At 69.4% G+C, this 20812-nt stretch carries 24 protein-coding genes; 20 read left to right on the plus strand and 4 right to left on the minus strand.

Features of this window, described 5'->3' with window-relative positions; translation table 11 throughout:
- The first annotated feature begins 15 nt into the window (after positions 1-15).
- Genes ACIREI_RS33515 through ACIREI_RS33570 form a run of 12 tightly spaced genes read left to right on the plus strand, consistent with a single transcriptional unit; the run spans position 16 to position 13206 of the window.
- Positions 16-231, plus strand: coding sequence for a hypothetical protein (locus ACIREI_RS33515; RefSeq protein ID WP_403340974.1), 216 nt, complete (start codon positions 16-18; stop codon positions 229-231).
- Entirely contained in the window at positions 224-4513 is a 4290-nt protein-coding gene (locus tag ACIREI_RS33520; protein ID WP_403340976.1) for a hypothetical protein, read from the plus strand. The genes ACIREI_RS33515 and ACIREI_RS33520 overlap by 8 nt, the downstream gene beginning before the upstream one ends.
- Positions 4513-6459 (plus strand): hypothetical protein, encoded by a 1947-nt coding sequence (locus tag ACIREI_RS33525; RefSeq protein WP_403340980.1) that lies wholly within the window; start codon positions 4513-4515, stop codon positions 6457-6459. Before ACIREI_RS33520 ends, ACIREI_RS33525 begins: the two co-directional genes overlap by 1 nt.
- Positions 6460-6461: 2 nt before the next feature.
- Positions 6462-8318: a glycoside hydrolase family 55 protein gene (locus ACIREI_RS33530; RefSeq protein WP_403340982.1), complete on the plus strand. Its 1857-nt coding sequence runs from the start codon at positions 6462-6464 to the stop codon at positions 8316-8318.
- Between the two features lie 4 nt (positions 8319-8322).
- A complete protein-coding gene (locus tag ACIREI_RS33535; RefSeq protein WP_403340984.1) occupies positions 8323-9219 on the plus strand; it encodes a hypothetical protein in 897 nt (298 codons plus the stop codon).
- A gap of 42 nt (positions 9220-9261) precedes the next feature.
- A complete protein-coding gene (locus tag ACIREI_RS33540; RefSeq protein WP_403340987.1) occupies positions 9262-9645 on the plus strand; it encodes a hypothetical protein in 384 nt (127 codons plus the stop codon).
- A 17-nt stretch (positions 9646-9662) separates the two neighbouring features.
- Entirely contained in the window at positions 9663-10184 is a 522-nt protein-coding gene (locus ACIREI_RS33545; protein ID WP_403340990.1) for a hypothetical protein, read from the plus strand.
- A gap of 11 nt (positions 10185-10195) precedes the next feature.
- Entirely contained in the window at positions 10196-10729 is a 534-nt protein-coding gene (locus ACIREI_RS33550) for a hypothetical protein (protein WP_403340993.1), read from the plus strand.
- Between the two features lie 13 nt (positions 10730-10742).
- A complete protein-coding gene (locus tag ACIREI_RS33555) occupies positions 10743-11609 on the plus strand; it encodes an N-acetylmuramoyl-L-alanine amidase (RefSeq protein WP_403340996.1) in 867 nt (288 codons plus the stop codon).
- A gap of 15 nt (positions 11610-11624) precedes the next feature.
- Entirely contained in the window at positions 11625-11960 is a 336-nt protein-coding gene (locus ACIREI_RS33560; protein ID WP_403340999.1) for a hypothetical protein, read from the plus strand.
- Positions 11957-12163 (plus strand): hypothetical protein, encoded by a 207-nt coding sequence (locus ACIREI_RS33565; protein WP_403341001.1) that lies wholly within the window; start codon positions 11957-11959, stop codon positions 12161-12163. Before ACIREI_RS33560 ends, ACIREI_RS33565 begins: the two co-directional genes overlap by 4 nt.
- On the plus strand, positions 12160-13206 hold the full coding sequence (locus ACIREI_RS33570; protein WP_403341003.1) for a glycosyltransferase: 1047 nt from the start codon (positions 12160-12162) through the stop codon (positions 13204-13206). The genes ACIREI_RS33565 and ACIREI_RS33570 overlap by 4 nt, the downstream gene beginning before the upstream one ends.
- Here the strand turns inward: ACIREI_RS33570 and ACIREI_RS33575 are convergent.
- Both ACIREI_RS33575 and ACIREI_RS33580 read right to left on the minus strand, forming a co-directional pair.
- Positions 13178-13570 carry a WhiB family transcriptional regulator gene (locus ACIREI_RS33575; RefSeq protein WP_403341006.1) on the minus strand — a complete coding sequence of 131 codons (393 nt, stop codon included), beginning with the start codon at positions 13568-13570 and terminating at the stop codon, positions 13178-13180. The genes ACIREI_RS33570 and ACIREI_RS33575 overlap by 29 nt on opposite strands.
- A 10-nt stretch (positions 13571-13580) precedes the next feature.
- A complete protein-coding gene (locus ACIREI_RS33580) occupies positions 13581-13829 on the minus strand; it encodes a winged helix-turn-helix transcriptional regulator (protein WP_403341009.1) in 249 nt (82 codons plus the stop codon).
- A 139-nt stretch (positions 13830-13968) separates the two neighbouring features.
- On the opposite strand from ACIREI_RS33580, the gene ACIREI_RS33585 reads away from it, so the two are divergent.
- Positions 13969-14319 (plus strand): hypothetical protein, encoded by a 351-nt coding sequence (locus ACIREI_RS33585; protein ID WP_403341012.1) that lies wholly within the window; start codon positions 13969-13971, stop codon positions 14317-14319.
- On the plus strand, positions 14316-14960 hold the full coding sequence (locus tag ACIREI_RS33590; protein ID WP_403341015.1) for a collagen-like protein: 645 nt from the start codon (positions 14316-14318) through the stop codon (positions 14958-14960). Before ACIREI_RS33585 ends, ACIREI_RS33590 begins: the two co-directional genes overlap by 4 nt.
- 159 nt (positions 14961-15119) lie before the next feature.
- Here ACIREI_RS33590 and ACIREI_RS33595 read toward each other — a convergent pair whose 3' ends face one another.
- Positions 15120-15299, minus strand: a complete 180-nt coding sequence (locus ACIREI_RS33595; protein ID WP_403341017.1) for a hypothetical protein — start codon at positions 15297-15299, stop codon at positions 15120-15122.
- A gap of 56 nt (positions 15300-15355) precedes the next feature.
- Here ACIREI_RS33595 and ACIREI_RS33600 point away from each other — a divergent pair, with 56 nt between their 5' ends.
- The 4 genes from ACIREI_RS33600 to ACIREI_RS33615 all read left to right on the plus strand — a co-directional run bounded on the left by ACIREI_RS33600 (position 15356) and on the right by ACIREI_RS33615 (position 18134).
- Positions 15356-15997: an HAD family hydrolase gene (locus ACIREI_RS33600; RefSeq protein WP_403341020.1), complete on the plus strand. Its 642-nt coding sequence runs from the start codon at positions 15356-15358 to the stop codon at positions 15995-15997.
- 109 nt (positions 15998-16106) lie between these two features.
- The gene (locus ACIREI_RS33605; RefSeq protein ID WP_403341023.1) at positions 16107-17288 is read left to right on the plus strand and encodes a helix-turn-helix domain-containing protein; all 1182 of its coding nucleotides are present in this window, start codon (positions 16107-16109) and stop codon (positions 17286-17288) included.
- Positions 17289-17392: 104 nt separating this feature from the next.
- Positions 17393-17587 (plus strand): hypothetical protein, encoded by a 195-nt coding sequence (locus ACIREI_RS33610; protein WP_403341026.1) that lies wholly within the window; start codon positions 17393-17395, stop codon positions 17585-17587.
- Position 17588: 1 nt separating this feature from the next.
- Positions 17589-18134, plus strand: coding sequence for a DUF6415 family natural product biosynthesis protein (locus ACIREI_RS33615; RefSeq protein ID WP_403341028.1), 546 nt, complete (start codon positions 17589-17591; stop codon positions 18132-18134).
- A 405-nt stretch (positions 18135-18539) separates the two neighbouring features.
- On the opposite strand, the gene ACIREI_RS33620 is transcribed toward ACIREI_RS33615, so the two are convergent.
- Complete coding sequence (locus tag ACIREI_RS33620; RefSeq protein WP_403341031.1) at positions 18540-18758, minus strand: helix-turn-helix domain-containing protein; 219 nt, start codon at positions 18756-18758, stop codon at positions 18540-18542.
- A 648-nt stretch (positions 18759-19406) separates the two neighbouring features.
- On the opposite strand from ACIREI_RS33620, the gene ACIREI_RS33625 reads away from it, so the two are divergent.
- Together ACIREI_RS33625 and ACIREI_RS33630 are read left to right on the plus strand one after the other, a co-directional pair.
- A complete protein-coding gene (locus tag ACIREI_RS33625; protein WP_403341034.1) occupies positions 19407-19895 on the plus strand; it encodes a macro domain-containing protein in 489 nt (162 codons plus the stop codon).
- Positions 19892-20803, plus strand: a complete 912-nt coding sequence (locus ACIREI_RS33630) for an adenosine kinase (RefSeq protein WP_403341037.1) — start codon at positions 19892-19894, stop codon at positions 20801-20803. The genes ACIREI_RS33625 and ACIREI_RS33630 overlap by 4 nt, the downstream gene beginning before the upstream one ends.
- Positions 20804-20812: the final 9 nt, after the last annotated feature.

Genomic DNA, 20812 nt, shown 5'->3' on the forward strand with positions numbered 1-20812 from the left:
GCGATCTACGCCGAGATGCTCCAGCGGCTGATCGTCCACGACGGACAGACCGAGGAACAGGCACGAGCCCGCTTCGACGCCGACCTCGGTGTCTCGGCATGGGCGCTCCCCGGCCGTGAACGCCGCGCCATGGAGCAGAAGGCCGAGCCGGGCGCGCCTTGGTGGTGGCACGGGCCAGAGGACGCCAGCCAGTCGTTCCTCGCCTCGATGGGGGTGAGCCTGAATGGCTGACCTGATCGGGACCGCCCGGATCCGCGTCGACATGCCCACCACGGCGGCGGTGCAGTCCATCCGCCGCATGGCCCGCCAGGCCGAGGGTCCGCTGCGTCAACTCCAGCGGCGCATCGCCCAGGCCGGCGCGGAACTGGGCCGGCTGAGCGGCGCGGCCGTCGCCGTCAACATCGACGACCAGACCGCGGCCGGCTCCGCCTCCGTACGGGCCGCGGTACGCGAACTGCAACGCCTCGGCCCCATCCAGATCAGCGCGAGCCTCGACACCGACGCCACGGACATCGCGGCCACCACCTCCGCGCTGCGCGGTCTGCAGGACGCCACCCGCGGTACATCCCGCACCCTGGCCACCCTCACCACCCGGGCCACCGCCGCCGCAGCAGCACTCGGTCTCCTCGGCACGGCCGCGCGCACCCTGCGCGGCGACATGGACGACCTGGACGGCGCCATCCGCCGCACCGGCGACGGCATGACCGCACTGCGCGCGCGGCTCGGCACGGTCACGCTGTCATCCAACGACTCCAGCCGGGCTCTCAGCGCCCTCAAGTCGGCGGCGCTGGTCCTGGCGCCGGCGCTGATCCCGATCGCGGCGCAGGCCGCACCGATCGCAGCCGGACTGACGGCGGCAGGCGTGGCCGTCGCCGTGTTCGGCGCCGCCGTAGGCGGGCAGATCGCCAAGCTGTCCGAGGCCTCCGACGCCGAGAAGAAGTACAAGGACGCCGTCGAGGAACACGGTGCCGCCTCGGCGGAGGCCGCGAAGGCGCAGATCGCCTATCAGCGCACCGTCCAGGACATGCCGCAGCCGACCCGTACGGCAGCCGCCGCCCTGTCGACGCTGAAAGACCAATACCGGCAGTGGTCTGACAGTCTCGCCTCCAGCACCATGCCGGCAGCAACCCGTTCCTTCGCCCTCTTCGGCGCCCTATTTCCCAAGCTGACCCCGGTGGTCCAGGGCGCGGGCCAGCAACTCAACCGGTTCGTCACCATCGCAGCCGGCGGGGTTCAGTCGGGCGCGTTCGACGCGTTCATGCGTCGCTTCGCCGAGTTCGCAACGGGCGCCATGTCGCAGGCGAACGACGCGCTGATCCGGTTCACGCGGACCCTCAACACCGGCAACGTGTCGGGCGGCGCGTCCGAGTTCATGGAGTACGTCCGCGCCAACGGGCCGCTGGTGCGCGAGACCCTGTCGAATCTGTCGCAGGCCCTGTCGAACATCCTCCAGGCAGCGGCCAACGTAGGCCCCGGCCTGCTGACGGTGGTCAACGCGCTCGCCGGGCTCGTAGCGGCGCTCCCACCCGGCGTGATCACCGCCATGCTGCAGCTGGCGCTCGCCCTGAAGGCCGTACGGCTTGCGGCAGCCGGGGCTGCTGCCCTCTCGGCCGGCGTGACAGCGTTCTCAGCGGCCATCGTCGGTATGCAGGCCGCGGCTGCGGGCGCAACGGGCACGCTGCCCGCGCTGGCCGCCGCGTTCGGCACCCTGTCCCGCGCAGCGAAGCTCGCCGTTGCTGGCACCGGCATCGGCCTGCTGGTGATTGCCCTGTCGGAGCTTTCGCAGGGCAGCAAGGCGGCGCCGCCAGATGTCGACAAGCTGACGACTTCCTTGAAGCGGCTGGGTGCCGAGGGCAAGGTGACCGGGGAGGCCGCCAGGGCGTTCGGTAAGGACCTCAGTGGGCTACACGACTCGGTCAACGGCCTGACCAATCCGTCGAATGCCGAGAAGGTGCAGCAGTTCGTCGTGAGTCTCGGCGGCCTCGCCAACTGGGACAGCACCCCGGTGAAAGACGCGAAGGAAAATCTCAACGCGATCGATGAGGCGCTGGCGGGCCTCGTCAAGAACGGGCAGGCCGACCTCGCGGCGGCCGCGCTGAAAAGGCTGACCGCGGAGTACGGCAAGGGCGGCCGCGACACCAAGCAGTTCACGAAGGAGCTGGACGATTACAAGGCGGCCATCGAGGACGCCAAGTTCGAACAGCAGCTCGCGGCGGAGGCGATGGGCCTGTTCGGGCAGCAGGCCCAGCAGACGTCCGCGAAACTCGCCGAGCAGAAAGCCAGCGCGGATGGACTGCGGCAGGCGATCGAGGCGCTGAACAACGTCAACCGCCAGGGCCTCGGCGGCATGATCGCGTTCGAAGCGGCCGTCGACGCGGCGTCCAAGGCGGCGCAGGAGAACGCGGGCGTCCTCGACATGCAGGGCGGCCAGCTCACTCTCAACACGGACAAGCAGCGCGCCGCCGCGCAGGCCCTCACCGACCTCGCCGCGAAGACCGACGAGGCGGCGTCCGCCGCGCGGGAGAGCGGCCAGTCGTGGGGAGCGGTCAACTCCATCTACGAACGCGGCCGCCAGCAGCTGGTGCAGAACGCCGTCCAGATGGGTCTCACGCGCGCCGAGGCGGAGAAGCTCGCAACCACGATCCTGAAGACACCGAACAAGACCGCCCTACTGAAGGCGGACATCACCGACTGGAAGACAAAGATCACCGAGGCGGACAAGCAGCTCAAGACCGCCAAGGGAGAGAAACGGGCCAAACTAACTGCGGACATCGCCGACTGGAAAGTGAAGGTCGCGGAGGCTGAGCGGCGGCTGCTGGGCGCGAAGTCGACGAAGCAGGCGAAGCTGACTGCGGACATCGAGGTGTGGCGGGCGAAGGTCGCTCAGGCCGAACAGCAGCTGAAGAACGCCCGGGGTACCAAGAAGGCCACACTCACCGCGAACATCGACGACTGGCGGCGGAAGATCTCCTCCGCCCAGACGCAGATCAACAACCTGCCCCGCTCCAAGTCGACCACGCTCACCGTCAACCACGTCACCCGCTTCACCACGGTCGGCACCAAAAGCGCAGTGGCGCCCGCCCACCGGGACTACGCCCGCGGCGGCCGGGTCCGCCGCTACGCCTCCGGAGGCCCCGTCCAGGCGTTCCCGGCGGGCGGTCAGGTGCAGGGGCCGGGAACGCCCACCTCGGACAGCGTCTTCGCCATGCTCGGCTCGGGCGCCAGCGCCCGCGTCTCGGACACCGAGTACGTCGTGCGCGGCGCCGCCGTACGCCACTACGGGGTGCGGCTGTTCGACGCGCTCAACGCGATGCAGCTGCCGGTGCCGAAGCTGGCGGCCGGCGGGATGGCCGGGGCCGGCGCGGATGCCGGGGCGGGGCTGGCTTCCGGGATGACGGGCTCGGTGGGTGCCGTCGTCGCTGCCGCCCGGGCGATGGCGGCCGCCGTCGTCGCGGGTATCCGCGAGGAACTCCAGATCGCATCGCCGTCGAAGAAGACAGCCGCGCTCGCGAAGGACGTCGGCGCCGGGTTCATCAAGGGCCTCACCGGATCCCAAGCAAAGATCAAGGCAGTGTCCGCGGACCTGGCCAAGGACATCTGGGCGGCCTTCACCGGCCGCAAGGACAACCAGCTCGTCGCCATGGTCAACAAGCAGACAGCCAAGCTGCTGTCACTGGCGAAGCAACGAGACTCGATCGCCAAGAAGATCGCCGACGCCAACAAGTTCGCCACCGACACCGCCAGCAAAGCCCGCGCCACCGGCAGCCTCGCCTCCATCGTGCAAGAGGACGCGTACTCCCCGAAGTTCGTCAAGGGCGAGATGCAGGCCTCCCTCAAGCAGATCAAGGCCTTCACAGCGAACGTGCAGAAGCTGCAGAAGAAGGGGCTGAACAAGAACCTCCTTCGGCAGATCCTCGAGATGGGCCCCGAGCAGGGAGGCGCCTTCGCCGCGTCCCTGGCCGGAGCAGACTCCGCCACCATCAAGCAGTACAACAAGCTGCAGTCCGACATCGACAAGGAGTCGAGCAAGCTCGGCAAAGTCGGCGCGGACCTGCTCTACGACTCCGGGAAGAAGGCCGGCGACGGCTTCCTCACCGGATTGAAGGCCCAACAGAAGCAGATCGAAAAGCTCATGCTCGACATCGCCAAGGGCATGCAGGCGGCGATCCGCAAGGCGCTCGGCATCAGCAGCCCGGCCCGCAAACTGATCCCCGACGGCATCAACACGGCTCGCGGTCTCGCCCTCGGCGTCGTGCGCGGACTGCCGCACATCGACAGAGCCATGGAGCAGGTAGCCGGACGTGTAACCCGGGGTGCCCGGGTGCCAGCCGTCGGAACGATGCGCACGGGCGCCACACCGAGGCCGCGCGACACCAGCTCGAACCTCACCGTCATCGTCCAGAACAACGGAGTCCTCGGCAGCCAGCGCCAAGTTGAGGACTGGCTCGCCCGCGCCCTCGACAACCTCTCGCGCACGAACCGGCTGCCGCGCACCCTGCGAGGGGCCGCCTGATGCCGCTGACCGAGGAACTCCGCGACACCTTCAACGACGGCGTCATCGACACCGTCAAATGGCCCTCCAACTACAACACCGGCCCGGGCGGACTGCCCACCGAGACCGGCGGCCGCGCCCGCGTCGCCTGCGACACCGGCTTCTCCGCCTTCACCAGCGACAACACGTACACCCTCGCCGACTCCCACGCCTGGGTGCAGGTGTTCCCGCCGGCGGCCGGCGGTGCGGCGAGCGAGGCGTGGGCGCAGCTGCTCATTACGTCATCGACGTCCGGCACCGACGTCATCTTCGAGGTGAACGCGGTCACCGGGCTGCTCACCATGGCGGTCCGCACCGGCTTCTTCGACCCGGGCGCGACCACCCTGGCCTACGACGCGGTGGCGCACCGCTGGCTGCGCATCGAGGAAGCGGGCGGCACGCTGGTCTGGTCGACGAGCCCGGACGGCCTGACCTGGACCGCTCGCCGGACGACGGCCTCACCTGCATGGGTGGGCGATGCGGACCTGGAAATCCAGCTCATCACCCACCGCGACAGCGGCGTGGCGGACTTCGCCGAGTTCGACAACTTCAACGTCATCCCCAGCTCGGCCGTGTTCGCCGACCTGGTGGACGACTTCGACGCGCCGACCGTGAACACCACCAAGTGGCCCAGCAACTACAACAGCGGCCCAGGCGGCACGCTCCCCGACCAGCCGGACGGCCAAGCTCGCGTGCCCTGCGATGAGGGCTTTGCCGCCTACGCCTCGGGTGAGATCTATCGGCTGCAGGGCTCCCACGCCCGCGCCCAGGTGACGCCGCCGGAAGGCCCAGGCCACTCGGAGTCGTACGCCCAACTCCTCATCCTGTCCGACGTGCCCGGCACCCAGATCGTCTTCGAGGTCGACGCCGTCACCAACCTGCTGCTGATGGCCACGCACGTGGACTTCACGGACCCCAACGCGGCCACGCTGGCGTACGATCCTGCAGCGCACTCGTGGCTGGGCGTGCGCGAGGACACAGGCACACTGCTGTGGGAGACCAGCCCCGACGGCCGGGAATGGACCACCCAGCACTCCGCCACCGCACCCGCCTGGACCGCCGAGAACAACCTTCAAGTGCAGCTTCTCGCGCACTGCACGCCGCTCGTCACTGGCGGGCCGCCCTCGGACGACTACGCCTACTTCGACAACTTCAACATCAGGCCCACGCTGCCCGAGCGCTACACCATCTTCGTCGACTGGAACGGCGACGGCGACTTCGACGACGACCAGGACGACGTCACCAACGACGTCATGCAGCGCGGCCCCGTCAACTTCGCCTACGGCCGCGACCAGGCCCGCCAGCTCGCCCCACCCCGCGTCGGCTCCCTGTCGATGACCCTGTGCAACGCCCAGCGGATCTACAGCCCAGAGAACCCTGACTCGCCGATCGCCGACGACATGTCCCCAGCCGCCCCGGTCAAAGTCGAGACGGTCTTCCAGGACACCATGTACCCGCTGTTCGTCGGCCGCATCGACGACTTGCAGGTGCACCCCGACCGCGGCGACCGCACCGTCGACATCACCGCCCTGGACCTGCTGTCCCTCCTGCAAGGCGTCAAGATCTCAACCGAGCTGTACGCCTCACAGCGCACCGGAACCCTGATGGGCGTCATCCTCGACGCGGTCGGCTGGACCGGCCCCCGCGACCTCGACCTCGGCGCCACGTTCGTGCCGTGGTGGTGGCTGGAGGAAGCTGACGCGCTCACCGCCGTCGCCGAACTGCTCGCCTCGGAAGGGCCGCCGTCCATCGCCTATGTCGGCCCCGACGGCACCTTCATCTTCCGCGACCGACACCACCGGCTGCTGCGTGCCGAGTCGCTCACCAGTCAGGCCACGTTCAGCGCCGAAGCAGTCGGAGAGTGCAGCCCCGTCTACGGATACGGCACCGGCGGTTACGGCGAGGGCGGCTTCGGAGGAGGAGAGTAGGCGTGGCATTCACACCGATCACGTTCGGCACACGCCGCTGGGACGTGCCGCTCAACGCCGCACTGGCGGATCTCGACAGCAGGCTGTCGCAGGTATCCCTCAACGTCCGGCAGGAGTACGGGGCGACAGGCAACGGCGTCACGGACGACCGGGCGGCGATCCAGTCGGCCATCGACGCCGCGGCGGTGGCCGGCGGCGGCATCGTCTACTTCCCCAAGGGCGTGTACCGGATCAGCGACAGCCTGGTCCTCAAAACTGGGGTCACCTTGCAGGGCGCGCACAGCATCGCGTGGCCGAACCGGTTCACCACCCCCCTGTGCAGTATCCGGCCCATGTTCACGTTCGCCGGGGAGTGCGCGATCAGCATTCTCGGTGACGACATCACCGGGGCGCCGGGTGTCGAGGGCAACGTCCGCGTCTTCGACATCGACATCGACGGCTCAGCCATCAACGGCGGCTCCGTGTCCGGCATCCACGCCCAAGGCCACGTGCTGGATGTGGTCATCGCCCGGGTGTCCATCAAGCAGTTCAGCCACAACGGGATCCACACCAACGTCGGCGACGGAACGCAGCCGCCCCACGACTGGTTCATGGACTCCGTCGTCGCCTACAACAACGGCGGCTACGGCTTCTCCATGTCGATGACGGACGGCTACATCCGCAACTGCATCGCCGCAGCCAACGGCGGCGACGGCTGGCTGATGGGCCCCTTCGGGTCGCTCACCTTCGACTCCTGCCAGGCCCTGTTCAACACCGGCCACGGCCTGAACATCGGCGGTGGAACCCAGGTCGGGAACTTGACCGTCACCGGGTTCCTCACCGACCGCAACGGCCAGGACGGCATCCACCTCGGCAGCAGTACAGGCACCGGTAGCCCGCCCTTCGTCCTCGCCGGGATCACCTGCAACCGGGACGGCCGCAACGGCAACGCCGGAGGCGGAGGCTTCGCCGGGCTGCGCGTCCAGGGCTGCGCCAACCCGATCGTCATCAATGGGCTGGTCGTCAACACAGGTGTGGATGACGACGCCACCGGCACCAACAGCCCCCAGTACGGGGCCCGCTTCTCCACCGCCGCCTACGTGCAGGTCAACGGCGGATACGTCCACGGCAACACCACCGGCTGGCAGGACGACGGCGACAACACCATCCTCCGCCGCCTCAACGTCGACGAAGCCACCGGCTCCAAGACGGCGCCGACGTTCGTCTACGGCACCGGCCCGTCAACGGCCGCCCTGGGCTGGCTACTACCCAACGCCGCCACCGCACCCGCCACCCCCGCCACCGGCGCCGTCACCTACGGCGGCACCAGCCGCGCCATCGTCAAAAACAGCTCCGGCCTCAACGGCACCATCCCCGTCGGCGCGCTCGGCCTCACCACCACCGTGACCGTCACCAACACCGTCGCAGAGACCGTCCTCCACACCCTGACCGTGCCCGGCAGCGACGCCAGCGCTGGCTCCGTCTACGAGATCTGCGCGTGGGGCAACGCCGACTGGCCAGTCACCACCGTCCCCACCATCACGCTCCGTCTACGCGTCGGCGGCCTAGCAGGCGATGTCCTCGCCACCGTCGTCATCACCTGCCCCAGCACAGCGGGCACCGCCGCCGGGTGGCGGGCCGACGGCAAAGTCCTGCTCACCAGCGTCGGCGCGGCCGCGAACTGGCGCGGCAACCTCCTCGTCGCCGACAGCATCGCCACCGCCCTGTCCAGCAACCCCATCGCGGTATCCGACTCCAACGCGGGTGCCACCCGCTCGTCGACGTCCACGCAGGATCTCGTCATCACCGGCCAGTGGTCCGCAGCAGCCGCCGCGAACGTCCTGCGCTGCACCGGCGCCCACGCCATGAGAGCCCGGTGACCTGATGCCCGTACTGTCCTTCATTGCGCCGTTCGGCTACAGCCACGGCTGGCGCGACATCGTCAACGGCGTCGTCTTCGACATCGCTGAACGCTCCCCGGCCCCGGCACTGTCCGTGGTGTGGGAGTCCAACGACACCATCAGCCTCGCCCTCGGCCAGAGCGCCACGATCCAGGCCAAAGCCTCCGACCCGTTCCAAGACGCCCTCGACCTCGTGCCCGGTACCGACATCGTCTTCACCGGGCCGGGCACCGTCGTCACCACCATCTCCCGCCGCTCCGGCCAGTCGACCACCATCAACGTCCTCGCTGCCGGCGGCACCGTCACCATCAGCCATCTGCAGCTGCGCGCCCGTTCCGTGCCCACCGTCCGCAACGTGAAGGTCTCCGCCGACGACTCCGTCAGCATCCAGCGCCACGGGCAGCGCTCCTACCCCGACGACGCTCCATGGGCCGGACAGCACGACGCATACGCCATCGCCCTGCTCGTCCTCGCCCACTACGCGCAGCGCCGACCCACCGTCGAACTACGGCTCGTCAGCTCCGACAGCGACCACCTCCTGCAGATCCTCACCCGCCACATCTCCGACCTCATCACCATCCAGCACGGCGAACTCGGCCTGTCCGCCGACTTCCACATCGAGAGCATCGACCACACCATCGCCCGCATGCCCAGCGACGAGGAAGCCACCTCCGGCTGCGAGCGGCGCGTCCACTACGCCACCCTCGGATGCGAGCGCACCGGCCTGACGGTGGCCGCGACCCCGTTCACCTTCGACGTGGCCGGCCGCGGCTTCGACGACGGCGTGTTTGACCCGACGGCCGCCGACGACCCGGAAGCCGTGTTCATCTTCGATCACCCCACGCAGGGCGCTTTCGACTTCGGCAGGTTCGGCACCTGACCCCGGAATGATCTTCTCTGGGAGGTGTCTACCGTCCCTCCCATGGTGGAGCTGATCGAGGCCAAGGCCCGCGCATGGGTGTACAGCGGCGACTGGGTGGCCGACTGCCCCCGCGGCTGCGGCGGCGTCGAGCACCTTTTCGAGCGGGCCAACCCCCGCATTCCCACGTCGCCGCGCGTGGTGCAGAAGAGCGAGTTTCACTGCTCCTACTGCCAGATGGTCGCACCGATCGACTGGCCGCTGAACATGAACGAGATCATGAGCGTGCTCGTCCTCCGGCCTGTGCCGCACACTCGCAACTGGTTCCCGAAAAACCACGACACCGCGCTCCGGTTCCGTGCCCCCCACGGGCAGACCGTGGACGAACTACGCGAGGAGAACCGCGAGCACGGCGTACCCGCCACCTTCGGTGAGGCGATGCACTGATGGCCTGGTCCGCGCCGATGACGGCAGTCGCTAACTCGACGTTCACCGCGGCCCAGTTCAACACCTTCGTCCGGGACAACCTGAACGAGACCGCCCCGGCGAAGGCAACCGCTGCCAGCCAGTTCCCCGTGTCCACCGGCGTGAACGCGATCACGATGCGCAGCCCCTCCGCCGCCCGCGTCGACACCAGCCAGAGCACAACGTCCGCCACCTACACGGACCTGACCACCCCCGGCCCGTCGATCTCCGTGGCCACCGGACCGACCGCCCTCGTGTTCTTCACCGCCGACATGAGCAACAACACCGACAACGCCCTGTCGAAATGCTCAGTCGCGGTCTCCGGCGCATCGTCCGTCGCAGCCAGCGACCAGTGGATGCTCTCCACCGACGGCATGACCGCAGGCAACCTCAACCGCGCCGGACAGATGCACACCTTCGTCGGCCTGACCCCCGGAACCAACACCTTCACCATGAAGTACGCCGCGGGCTCCAACACGGCCAGCTTCCGCTACCGCGAACTCAGCGTCTTCCCGCTGTAAGGAGCCGTGACATGGCCTGGTCCGCCCCCATGACAGCCGTCGCGAGCTCCGTGTTCACCGCGGCCCAGTTCAACACCTTCCTCCGCGACAACCTCAATGAGACCGCACCGGCGAAGGCGACCACAGCCGGCTCGCACTTCGCCGTGTCGGGCGTCAACGAGATCGCCGAGCGGCTGTCCGAATCGGCGAGCGTCCTCATCTCGGAGACCACCACCGGCACGTCGTTCACCGACCTGGCCACCGTGGGGCCCGCCGTCACCGTCGAGACAGGGCCGTGCGCCCTGGTCATCATTCACGGCTCGATGGAGAACACGGGGGCCGGATCGTCCCGCATGGCCTACGACGTCAGCGGCGCCACGACGATCGCGGCGGCGGACAACCGAGGGATCGGCGTGTTCGGCACAGCTGGCACCGGGATCATCACGTCCGGGGTGGCCTGGCACGACGACCTGACGCCCGGCGCGAACACTTTCACCGCGAAATACCGGGTGGCGTCTGGCACCGGCACGTTCCTGTCCCGCCGCATCGTCGTCGTCCCCTTCTGAAGGAGCGTGCACCATGGCCTGGTATCCCAACGCGAGCAAGATGGAACTGCAGCCCGAGTCCGACGCACAGCCCGCGATCCGGCCGACGCAGCTCATCGTCCACTCGGTGGTCGCCCCGTGGGACGAGCGGCGCATCTACGCCTACTGGCGCGACAGCACCTCGCTGGAGTCGCACTTCGGCCTGGACTACGACGGCTCCCTCGGCCAGTACATCGGCACCGAGACCCGCGCGGACGCCAACGCCGGCGCCAACCGACGTGCGGACGGCACCGGGGCAGTGTCCATCGAGACGGCCTCCAACACGAAGGCCTCCGACCCGTGGACGGACGCGCAGGTCGAGGAGCTCATCAAGCTCGGCGTGTGGCTGCACCAGCGGCACGGCATCCCGCTGCGGATCTGCCGCAGCCACAGCGACTGGGGCTTCGGCTACCACTCGATGTTCCCGCAGTGGTCGACGAACGGCACCGCCTGCCCCGGCGCCGCCCGCATCAAGCAGTTCCGAGAGGTCGTGTTCCCGGGCATTGTCGCCCGGGCCACCGGCCAGACCCCCGAGGAGGAAGACGTGGCCCTGACTGAGGCCGAGATGGACAAGATCGCCGACAAGGTCCGCGACAAGATTTTCGCGGCTGACATCATCAACGCGGTTGCCCCGCCCGACGAGAACGCCGACTGGCACGAGGGCAACACGAAGTGGTCGTTCGCGTACGCCGTTCACTCCCCGAACGTCGTGGGCCGCGAGACGCGGCGCCTCGTACGGGGACTGGAGACGTCCGTGGCTGCGCTTCAGACCAAGGTCGACAGCCTCGCCGTCGGCGGCGTCGACCTGGACGCCCTCGCCGCCAAGGTCGCCGACTTGCTCGCCGCACGACTCGCCCAGTAAGAGGAGAACTGCCCCATGAAGACCATCCTCGGGCGCGAGCCCGCTCTCTGGATGAACACCCTGTCAGCCGTACTCGGCCTCATCGTCACATTCAACGTGGGCCTCACCGCGGAGGAGGCGGGCTGGGCTGTCGCTGGCGTCTCCGCGATCCTCGGCGCCATCGCGGCAGCCCTCACCCGGCCGATCGCCGTCCAGGCATTCACCACCCTCGTCGCCACCCTCGCCTCGGCCGTGGCCGCGTTCGGCTACGAAGTGGCGCCCACCACCACGGCCGCCGTCAACGGCGCTGTCCTCGCTGTCCTCATGTTCATCACCCGGGGCCAGGTATCCCCGAAGGGAGCCGTAGCGTGAGCGCCCTCGATGCCCGCATCCGCCGCCTCGCCCGCGAGGAGGCAGCAGCTCTCACCGGCGCCGACCCCGACGCCACGCCGGCCGCCGCCGACACGGAACTCGCGCAGCTGCGCCAGCAGGTGGAGGAACTCACCGCCCGCGTCGAGGCCCTGGAGAAGGCGCCACGCCAAGCCCGCACGGCCCGCAAGGAGACTGGCGCGTGAGGGTCGTCGTCTACCCCTCCGACTCCTACGGCTGCGGCTCGTTCAGGATGATCTGGCCCGGCCAGCACCTCGCCGCAGCCGGGCACGACGTCGAAGTCGTCGGCGCCCGCGACCGCCGCGTCCGTGTCGTCATGGACGGCGACACCGTCAAGGACGTCCTCGTCGACGCCGACGTCGTCGTCATGCAGCGCGTCACCCACGCCTACATGGCCCAGGCCGTCGGCGTCATGCGCGCCAAGGGCATCACCGTCGTCATCGACGTGGACGACGACCTCTCCTCCATCCACCCATCGAACCCGGCGTGGGCCGTCCACCGGCCCGGCGCCGGACTCCACTCCTGGCACAACCTCGCCCTCGCCTGCCGCAACGCCTCGCTCGTCACGGTGTCCACGCCCGCGCTGCTGGACGTGTACGCCCGGCACGGCCGAGGCGCAGTGCTGCCCAACTACCTGCCCGACATGTACTACGGGCTGCCTCGTACGGACTCGGACACGGTGGGCTGGCCCGGCTCGTTCCACTCCCACCCCAACGACCCGGAGTCGGTCGGCGGCGCGATCGCCCGGCTCGTCGACGAGGGCGCCGAGTTCGTCATGCGCGGCGTCTCGACGGGCGCTGGCCGGGCGTTCGGACTGGCGGCGGACCCTCCGGGCGGGGCGGTACCGATTAACGAGTGGCCGACTGCGGTCGCGTCGATCGGCGTGGGTATGGCGCCGCTCGCGGACACGAAGTTCAACGCGGCGAAGTCGTGGCTGAAGCCGCTGGAAATGTCGGCGTGCGGGGTGCCGTGGGTGGCGTCACCGCGGGCCGAGTACCGGCGCCTGCACGAGCTGGGCGCGGGCGTTCTCGCTGACCGGCCGCGTACGTGGTACCGGGAGCTGAAGCGGCTGCGCGAGTCTGCGGCGCTGCGGCAGGAGTTGTCGGAGAAGGGGCGTGCGGTCGCCGCGCAGCTGCGGCTGCGCGACCACAGCTGGCGGTGGATGGACGCCTGGACGCGAGCGTACGAGGAGCAGCAGGCTACGCGGCGGTCTGCGGTAGCGGCGTAGCGGCGATCGGCTCCTCACGCACGTCCCGGATCCAGGAGACCCCGCAGGCGAGGCACAGCTCGTGCGGATCCGCGTACACCAGCTCGGTCGCCTGGCAGATCGGGCACTTCGCCCGCGTGCGAACACGCCGCAGCTGGTCACGCTGGTAGGTGGTCGTGCCGCCCCAGTACCCCTCGGCGCGGTGGAGCATCGCCCACGCCAGGCAGCGGGTGCGGGCCGGGCAGGTACGGCACCAGCGCTCCTCGGCGGTCGCTGCCTCCTCGTCGGTTTCGGTGTCGGGAATGAAGTCGAAGTCAGCGGTGGCACAGGGGGCATTGTTCTGCCACGCGACGTCTTCGGCGGAGAAGTACTCGACGATGCTCACGGACGCCGCCTCAGGAGCAGGGCGTGCCGTCGGCGACGGACCAGGACACCGCCCCGTTCGCGAGGCACTGCCGGATCCGGCCCGCCCTGTGCAGGCGCTGGCAGGCGAGTTGTACAAGCGCCCGGTCGAGTCCGGTGCGTGCGGCGAGTTCAGCGCGGGTGGCGTGCCCGTCGGCGATGAGCTGGAAGATGGCCTCGTCGCGGGCGATGACGTTGGGGTCTCTCGGGCGTCCGGGGCGGCGTACGGTCTGCTGCTGCATGTGAGCGCCTCGCATTCAGTTGGCCGGGCGGCTGAAATTCATTATGCAGCGGTGATGCTGTGACAGTTGCGACCGGAACGAACTCGCCATACATCAGTGCACACTGCCGTTCGAGATGACCTGGCGATCGGAGGCGAGAGTGCCCGACGACCTGTCCGTAGGCGAACTCGGGCGCACCGTCAACGCCCTCCGTCAGGAGATCCAGGCCATGGGGCAGGGCATCAACTCCCGCCTCGACAAAGTCGTGAGCACCGAGGTGTACGCCCTCCAGTCCGCCTACACCGACCAACGCATCAACGCGCTCGGCCAGGAACTCCAAAAGGAACGGGACGCAAATGCCGGCCTGCAGAACGCGTTCGAGCAATACCAGCGCGACGAACGAGACCGGCGCGAACGAGAACGGCAAGCCCGCCTCTACCAAATGATCGTGCCGATCCTGATGGGCCTGCTCTCGGCAGCAATCGCAGTGTGGGCGGTGGTGGCGAAATGACGACCACGCACAAGAGACGCCAGCGAATGAAGCTGCCGCGCGCGGAGTGGCTCGGCGCGGTGACGGGCGTGCTCGCCCTCGGGCTGCTGGCTGCTCTTGCTGTGCTGGTGGTGGACATGTCCCGGGAGCTGCGGGCGGAGTCCGCGGCGCGGGACGCCCTAGCCCGGCAGGTGGAGGGACTGGGGGCGACGCCGGTGGCCGGACCTCCGGGATCGCGCGGCGAGCCGGGCGCATCAGTGACAGGGCCGCCCGGACCTCAGGGCAAGCAAGGGGAGAAGGGCGAGCAAGGCGAACCGGGGAAGCCCGCACCGACGATCACACCGAGCCCGGGCCCGTCCGGCCCTCCAGGCGCCACGGTGACCGGACCGCCGGGGACTCCCGGCCAGGACGCGACCGGCGTCCCGGGCCAGGACGGGAAGGACGGCGTCGACGGGCGGGACGGGGCGCCGGGCCAGCCGCCTGCGAGCTGGACGTGGACGTACAAGGGGACGGAGTACACGTGCCGCCGTGTCAGCGACTTCGACCCGGACAACCCGCGCTACACCTGCGATCCGGTCGAGCCGGAGCCGAGCCCGAAGCCGTCGGATGGTGGGGTGTTGGGCGCCGGGGCGTTGGATCCGCAGCGCCGCCAGTACGCGTGACGCTACAGTTCCTGGATGCTCTCGACCCTGCTTTACCGGCTGCGCGTCCACCATCGGTCGGACCGCGCGAGGCGGCGTCGCCCCGTATGCCCATGCGGACGCCAACACCTGGGCCCGCGACGTAAGCGCTGAGCCCTCCTGGGGTGAGCGGTCGCGGCATCACGCGGCCTCGACGACCTCGCTCCGTACGGCCGCCGCCCACTCCGCGACGAGCCGCTCATACTCCGCTCGCTGCTCATCCGTAAGCCGCACCGTCGGATGCGGCCACAAGGCACGAATGTCCTCATTCACGACCGCAGCAGGCCGCACGGGCCCAGGGGCCAGAGAGTTGGGGGACATGCCCTCAGCGTATCGACCAGGTCCCCGAAACACGCATGCCCCGTAGGCTTTTCTGAGTGATCGAAAGCATCGTGTTCGACATCGGCGAAACCATCACCCGAGACGACCGCTACTGGGCCACATGGGCAGACTGGCTCACCATCCCCCGCCACACCGTGTCCGCCCTCGTCGGCGCCGTCGTCGCCCAAGGACGCGACAACGCCGACGCCCTACGCCTCGTCCGGCCCGACATCGACGTCGCCGCTGAACGCGCCGCGATGGAGGCCGCAGGCCGGGGCGAGCGCCTGGACGAGACGGACCTGTACGACGACGTCCGCCCCGCCCTCTCAGCGCTGCGAGAAGCCGGTGTCCGCATCGTCATCGCCGGAAACCAGACCGCCCGCGCCAGCAAGTTGCTGCGCCGCCTCGACCTCCCCGCGGACCTGGTCGTCACCTCGGGAGAGTGGGGGGTGGCCAAACCACAGCCGGAGTTCTTCCAGCGAGTGCTGGGTGTGGCGCAGACCGAGCCCAGCCGGACCCTGTACGTGGGCGACCATCCGGCCAACGACGTGTTCCCAGCGAAGGCAGCAGGCCTGCGCGCGGCACACATCCGCCGCGGCCCGTGGGGCCATCTGTGGGCCGACGATCCGGAGGTCGCGGCCGCCGCGGACTGGCGGATCGACAGCCTCACCCAGCTCACCGCGATCGTCGCAGACTGAGCGTCAACGACACGGCCCCACCTGCGAGATGCAGGCGGGGCCGTTCGCGTACCAGTGCTGTCACGGCGCGGGTACGGTTCGGAGTGGACGCACCGAACGGGGAACCAGTATGCCCGCCTCCAGCACCCGCGATGTCGGTAAAAGCATCGCCACCATCCGGCGTGCCCGCCGGCTCACGCAGGCCGAGCTCGCCTGCGCCGCCTTCCTCTCCCTTTCCACGATCAAAGCCATCGAGCGTGGAGCCAGGACACCGAGCGACGACGCCCTCGACTCCATCGCCGCCGCCCTCGCCGTAGACCCCAGCCACATCGTCAGCGGCAACACCCGCACCGAGAGCCGCGTGCACGCCGCGATCCCCTCCATCAGCGCGGCGATCGCCGCCTACGACATCCCCACAGACCCACCCGCTGTACCTCTCGACGAGCTCCACAGCGCCGTCCACGAGGCAGTCAACTGGCGCCTCGGCGCCCAGTACGCACTCATCGCCAAACACATCCCCACCCTGCTCGACCAGACTCTGCGCACCCTGCACCACAGCACGGGAGCCCAACGCCACCGGGCCGCCCAACTCCTGGCCTCCACCGCCCGCACCGCGGACGCCACCGCCTTCAAGTACGGCCATCACGACCTGTCCGCCCGGCTGGTCGAGCTGATGCGATGGGCCGCCCTGCAGTCCGAAGACCCCCTCACCGAAGCGACCGCCGCCTACGTACGCACGGAGACGTTCTTCGCTGCCCGCGCCCACACAGCTGGACTGCGAGCCCTCCAAAACGCGATCGATGCGAGTCCCAGCCCCAGAGGCCGGGAAGCGATCGCATCTCTTGGCGCGCTGCACATGCGGGCGGCGGTCATCGCCGGCCGGGCAGGGGATGGAGACGCGGCAGACCTCCACCTCGACGAGGCGCGCCGCCTCGGCGACCGAATCCCCGAGGGCAAATACCTGGGGACGGCATTCGGCCCGGACTCGGTCCGCGCCCATGAAGTGTCGGTGGCAGTCAGCTTGGGCAGCGACCACGTCTCCCGCGCCCTCGACGTGGCCCGCGAGTGGACACCACCATCTGACCTGCCTGCGGAACGGCAGTCCGGGTTCTGGATCGAACTGGCGCGTGCTCAGCTCTGGGCAGGGCTGGCCGACGACTCCTTTGAGTCCCTGAAGGTTGCCCGGCTGATCGCCCCGCAGCACACCCGCGAGCACCCCTGGGCGCGTGACACCGCCGCGACCCTGCGCCGTCTGAAGCGAGCAGACGCCGAGACCCTTACCGCATTTGCTGAGTGGGTCGGCGCCATCTGACCCACCCGGCCAGGGGACACAAGGGGACACAAGCTGTGTCCCTTGTGGCCCTTGCTGCGGCCCATGATCTGTCTGTCCGCACAAACAGGCAGATAGGAACGGGCATGAGCGACACCAGCATCGCCTCGCCGGTCCGCGTGGACGGGCCGGTGAGCATCGCACGACTGCACGGCCGAGCATGCTGGGGCTGCGGCGCTGTCGCCAAGGACCTGACACCCGCTGGCACGGTCACGGTCGGCGACGACGGCCGTGAGTGGACGATCGTCAGCTGCGGATGCCAGACGAAGGCGGTGGCGTGAGATGGCACCGACACACGACCCGTCCACGCTGCCCGTAGACATCGCCACCATGCGCGAACCCGTGAACCGGCTCCTTGAACCAGATGCGGTGTCCGAGGCGCTGCCCCCGGGTGACGCCGAAGTCGACACGCTCACCCTCCAGATGCGCGAGCACATCGCACTGCTGGCCCCGAAGGTGGAGCAGGGCGGCAGGAAGCTCACCCCGGGCACCGCTCAACGCGCCACAGTCCTCGGGTGCGTGTGGGAAGCCCGCAGCAGGCTGGAAGCCAAGCCCAGCCACAGGAGCGGCGGCCCCCTCGGGCACGCCCGCCGCCTGGCCCGCGCCCTGAACGCCCTGTGCGACCACTACGAGCACCTCGGCCTCCGCGAGAAGGCGGCGAAGGAGGTGGCGTTCCAGCGCATGAGCGACCACCACCTGACATGCCCCACCTGCGCGACGGTCGACGAGCACGGAGCGAACTCGAACCTTCCCTGCGAGGAAAGCGACCGCCTGGCGGCCGAGTACCAGCAAGCCCGGCGCGGCCACTCCCTGCAGCGCCAGCGCTGAGAGCTGCGCACGCTGCTGCCTCACTTAGTGCTGCCCCGGACGTCCGCGCCCTCCAGCCTCCCCCGGCTGGCCATAGATCTCTACCCACCCCGACAGGAGGACCCCGTGAATACGCCGACCCAGCACCGTACTGCCGCCGCCTCGGCGGCCCAGGACCAGGCGTCGCTGGCCGCCGGCCGCGCGGCTGGCTATTGCTGGGCGCGGAACCCGAACGGGCCCGGCCGTTGCACCTGGCCGCCGCATCCCTCAGGTGGGCATAAGGACGTCTACGCGCGCACCGAGTGGTGGTAGACCCCCGTCACCGGTGCGGCGCCGATCGCGCCGGTGACGGGATGAACGGCCGCTAAGTCCCCCGAGGCGGCCCGGTGGCCCGCCGTCGATCGTCCCCCTGTCGCCGGCGGCGGGTCACTGCACGAGTTCTGCGAGAGGCACGCCGAGAGCGTCAGCCAGGAGGAGCAGGTCAGTGAGGCTCGGATCGGTGACCGCGGACTCCCAGCGGTGGATCGTCTTGTGGTCGCGGCCGACGCGTTCCCCGAGCTGTATCTGGGAGAGGCGTGCGGCGCGGCGGGTCGTGCGGATGTGTTCCCCGATGGCCCGGCGGCGGGGGGCTACCCAGTCGGGCATGGGGTCGAGGGGCACCCGCCCACGCTGGAACGATCTTGAAGGAAAGTCTTTACCAGCTGTGGTAAATCTCCCCGACCTGGGAACTAGACAGATATATGCAGGCCGCGATCAACTAAAACTCGACAGCGTGTAGCGAGATCGCATCAACGTGTGATCGGATACGCATATGCCACCCGCATGTGAGTTCGAATTACGGCGCCCCTGAGTGGCGCCCGGACGGCCACCCCCCTCACCTGCCCGGCCGCAGGCCCGTGCCTGCAGCCGGTACGGCCGCCCGTCCGTCGCGAGCACCCCCTCGGCGATGGGCGGGCGGTCTCTGCCCTTTTCCGATCGTTCCGTGCTCAAGCTCGCCCAATCGAGTGACACCTGTGACCGTGACATGTTCACGGTTCACCCGTTAGGCAGGGTGGCCAGGGTGGGGCGGCGGTCATCCTCCCCGGGTGGCGGCCCCACCCTGGTCCCCCGGACAGTGGACCCCCTGACTGCGTGAGCGTCGGGGGGTCTTCTGTTTCCCATGGGAGACGGATGGGAGATGGATCTTGCGAGCTGAGGCGAACTAAGACGAGCCAAGACGGACTAGGGGGAACTCACTCACCGCATCAACCCAGGAAACCCCGCTGACCAGCCAACACCCAGAGACCCTTGGTCATGTCGGAGATCACGTATGTCCGGGGTGACGCCACCGTTCCGTCGGTGAAGGGCGTCAAGGTGATCGCCCATGTCTGCAACGACATCGGGGGATGGGGAAAGGGCTTCGTCCTGGCGGTGTCGCACCGCTGGCCACAGCCGGAGGCTGCCTACCGGGCTTGGCACCGCGACCGCGCGTCGAACGACTTCGGGTTGGGCGCCGCCCAGTTCGTGCAGGTCGAGCCGTATGTATGGGTGGCGAACCTGATCGGGCAACGGGGGATACGCACGGGCAGCAAGGGTGTCCCGGTCCGGTACGAGGCGATCGACGCGGCGCTGGGGAGGCTGGCCGACAAGGCCACGGAGCTTGGCGCGTCGGTGCACATGCCCCGGATAGGGTGCGGGTTGGCCGGCGGCAAGTGGTCCCGTGTCGAGCCGTTGATCACCGAGCGGCTGGTGCGAAAGGGGATCGCCGTCACCGTCTACGACCATGGGGGGAGCGCAAGTTGAGTCGCGACATCGACGTCCTCGTGCTGGGGGGTGCCGGCGTGGACACCATCGTGTACGTCCCCGAGCTGCCCCTCCCGTACGCCGACAGCTACATGATCGACAGTGGGATCCGCGCCCGCGCCGGTCAGACCGGCGATTTCGTGGCCGCCGCGCTGAGCGGCCTGGGCCTGCGCACCCACCACCTCGACTTCCTCGGCGACGACCCCGAGGGCGACCTCGTCCGAACCCTGCATCGCGAACACGGCATCCCCCTGACCGCGATCCCGCAGCCCGCCGGCACCAAGCGCGCCGTCAACCTGGTCGGGCCGGACGGACGGCGGCTGTCCCTGTACGACACCAGCAGGGCACACGCGGACGACCGGTTCCCCGAAGACACGCTGCGGGCCCTCGCGGGGGCCGCCCGGCACGCGCATGTGTCGATCACACACCCCTGCGCCCACGCCCTGCCCGCCCTCCGCGAGGCCGGCGTCACCCTCTCCACCGACCTCCACAACTGGGACGGCGAGAATCCGTACCACGAGCCGTTCGCGTACACGGCCGACGTGGTGTTCCTCTCCGCGGCCGCCCTGACGGACCCGGAGCGGACCATGCGCCGCATCGCCGAGCGGGGGAGGGCCGAGGTGATCATCGCCACCGCCGGAGCCGAGGGCGCGTACCTCCTGACCGACGGCGTGCTCACGCACGTTCCCACCGTGGCCCCGCCGGCGCCGGTGGTCGATTCCAACGGAGCCGGCGACGCCTTCGCGGCCGCCTACCTCTACGGCATGCTGTCCGGCGAGCCACCGCACCGATGCGCTCTGTACGGCGCGGTGGCCGGCGCCCACGCCTGCACGGTGCCGTCGACGCAGACGGACACCATAGGCCGGGGTGAACTCCTCGATCGCGCGGCCTCGTTCGAGGCCGTCTAGGGACCCTCT

It is taken from the genome of Streptomyces sp. NPDC093591, from assembly GCF_044764885.1.
GTDB lineage: Bacteria > Actinomycetota > Actinomycetes > Streptomycetales > Streptomycetaceae > Streptomyces.

Coding starts and splice junctions, on each gene's coding strand:
- ACIREI_RS33515 (WP_403340974.1), top strand. CDS start 16: ATGCTCCAGCGGCTGATCGTCCACGACGGACAGACCGAGGAACAGGCA.
- ACIREI_RS33520 (WP_403340976.1), top strand. CDS start 224: ATGGCTGACCTGATCGGGACCGCCCGGATCCGCGTCGACATGCCCACC.
- ACIREI_RS33525 (WP_403340980.1), top strand. CDS start 4,513: ATGCCGCTGACCGAGGAACTCCGCGACACCTTCAACGACGGCGTCATC.
- ACIREI_RS33535 (WP_403340984.1), top strand. CDS start 8,323: ATGCCCGTACTGTCCTTCATTGCGCCGTTCGGCTACAGCCACGGCTGG.
- ACIREI_RS33540 (WP_403340987.1), top strand. CDS start 9,262: ATGGTGGAGCTGATCGAGGCCAAGGCCCGCGCATGGGTGTACAGCGGC.
- ACIREI_RS33545 (WP_403340990.1), top strand. CDS start 9,663: ATGACGGCAGTCGCTAACTCGACGTTCACCGCGGCCCAGTTCAACACC.
- ACIREI_RS33550 (WP_403340993.1), top strand. CDS start 10,196: ATGGCCTGGTCCGCCCCCATGACAGCCGTCGCGAGCTCCGTGTTCACC.
- ACIREI_RS33555 (WP_403340996.1), top strand. CDS start 10,743: ATGGCCTGGTATCCCAACGCGAGCAAGATGGAACTGCAGCCCGAGTCC.
- ACIREI_RS33560 (WP_403340999.1), top strand. CDS start 11,625: ATGAAGACCATCCTCGGGCGCGAGCCCGCTCTCTGGATGAACACCCTG.
- ACIREI_RS33580 (WP_403341009.1), bottom strand. CDS start 13,829: ATGCAGCAGCAGACCGTACGCCGCCCCGGACGCCCGAGAGACCCCAAC.
- ACIREI_RS33590 (WP_403341015.1), top strand. CDS start 14,316: ATGACGACCACGCACAAGAGACGCCAGCGAATGAAGCTGCCGCGCGCG.
- ACIREI_RS33595 (WP_403341017.1), bottom strand. CDS start 15,299: ATGTCCCCCAACTCTCTGGCCCCTGGGCCCGTGCGGCCTGCTGCGGTC.
- ACIREI_RS33605 (WP_403341023.1), top strand. CDS start 16,107: ATGCCCGCCTCCAGCACCCGCGATGTCGGTAAAAGCATCGCCACCATC.
- ACIREI_RS33610 (WP_403341026.1), top strand. CDS start 17,393: ATGAGCGACACCAGCATCGCCTCGCCGGTCCGCGTGGACGGGCCGGTG.
- ACIREI_RS33615 (WP_403341028.1), top strand. CDS start 17,589: ATGGCACCGACACACGACCCGTCCACGCTGCCCGTAGACATCGCCACC.
- ACIREI_RS33620 (WP_403341031.1), bottom strand. CDS start 18,758: ATGCCCGACTGGGTAGCCCCCCGCCGCCGGGCCATCGGGGAACACATC.
- ACIREI_RS33625 (WP_403341034.1), top strand. CDS start 19,407: ATGTCGGAGATCACGTATGTCCGGGGTGACGCCACCGTTCCGTCGGTG.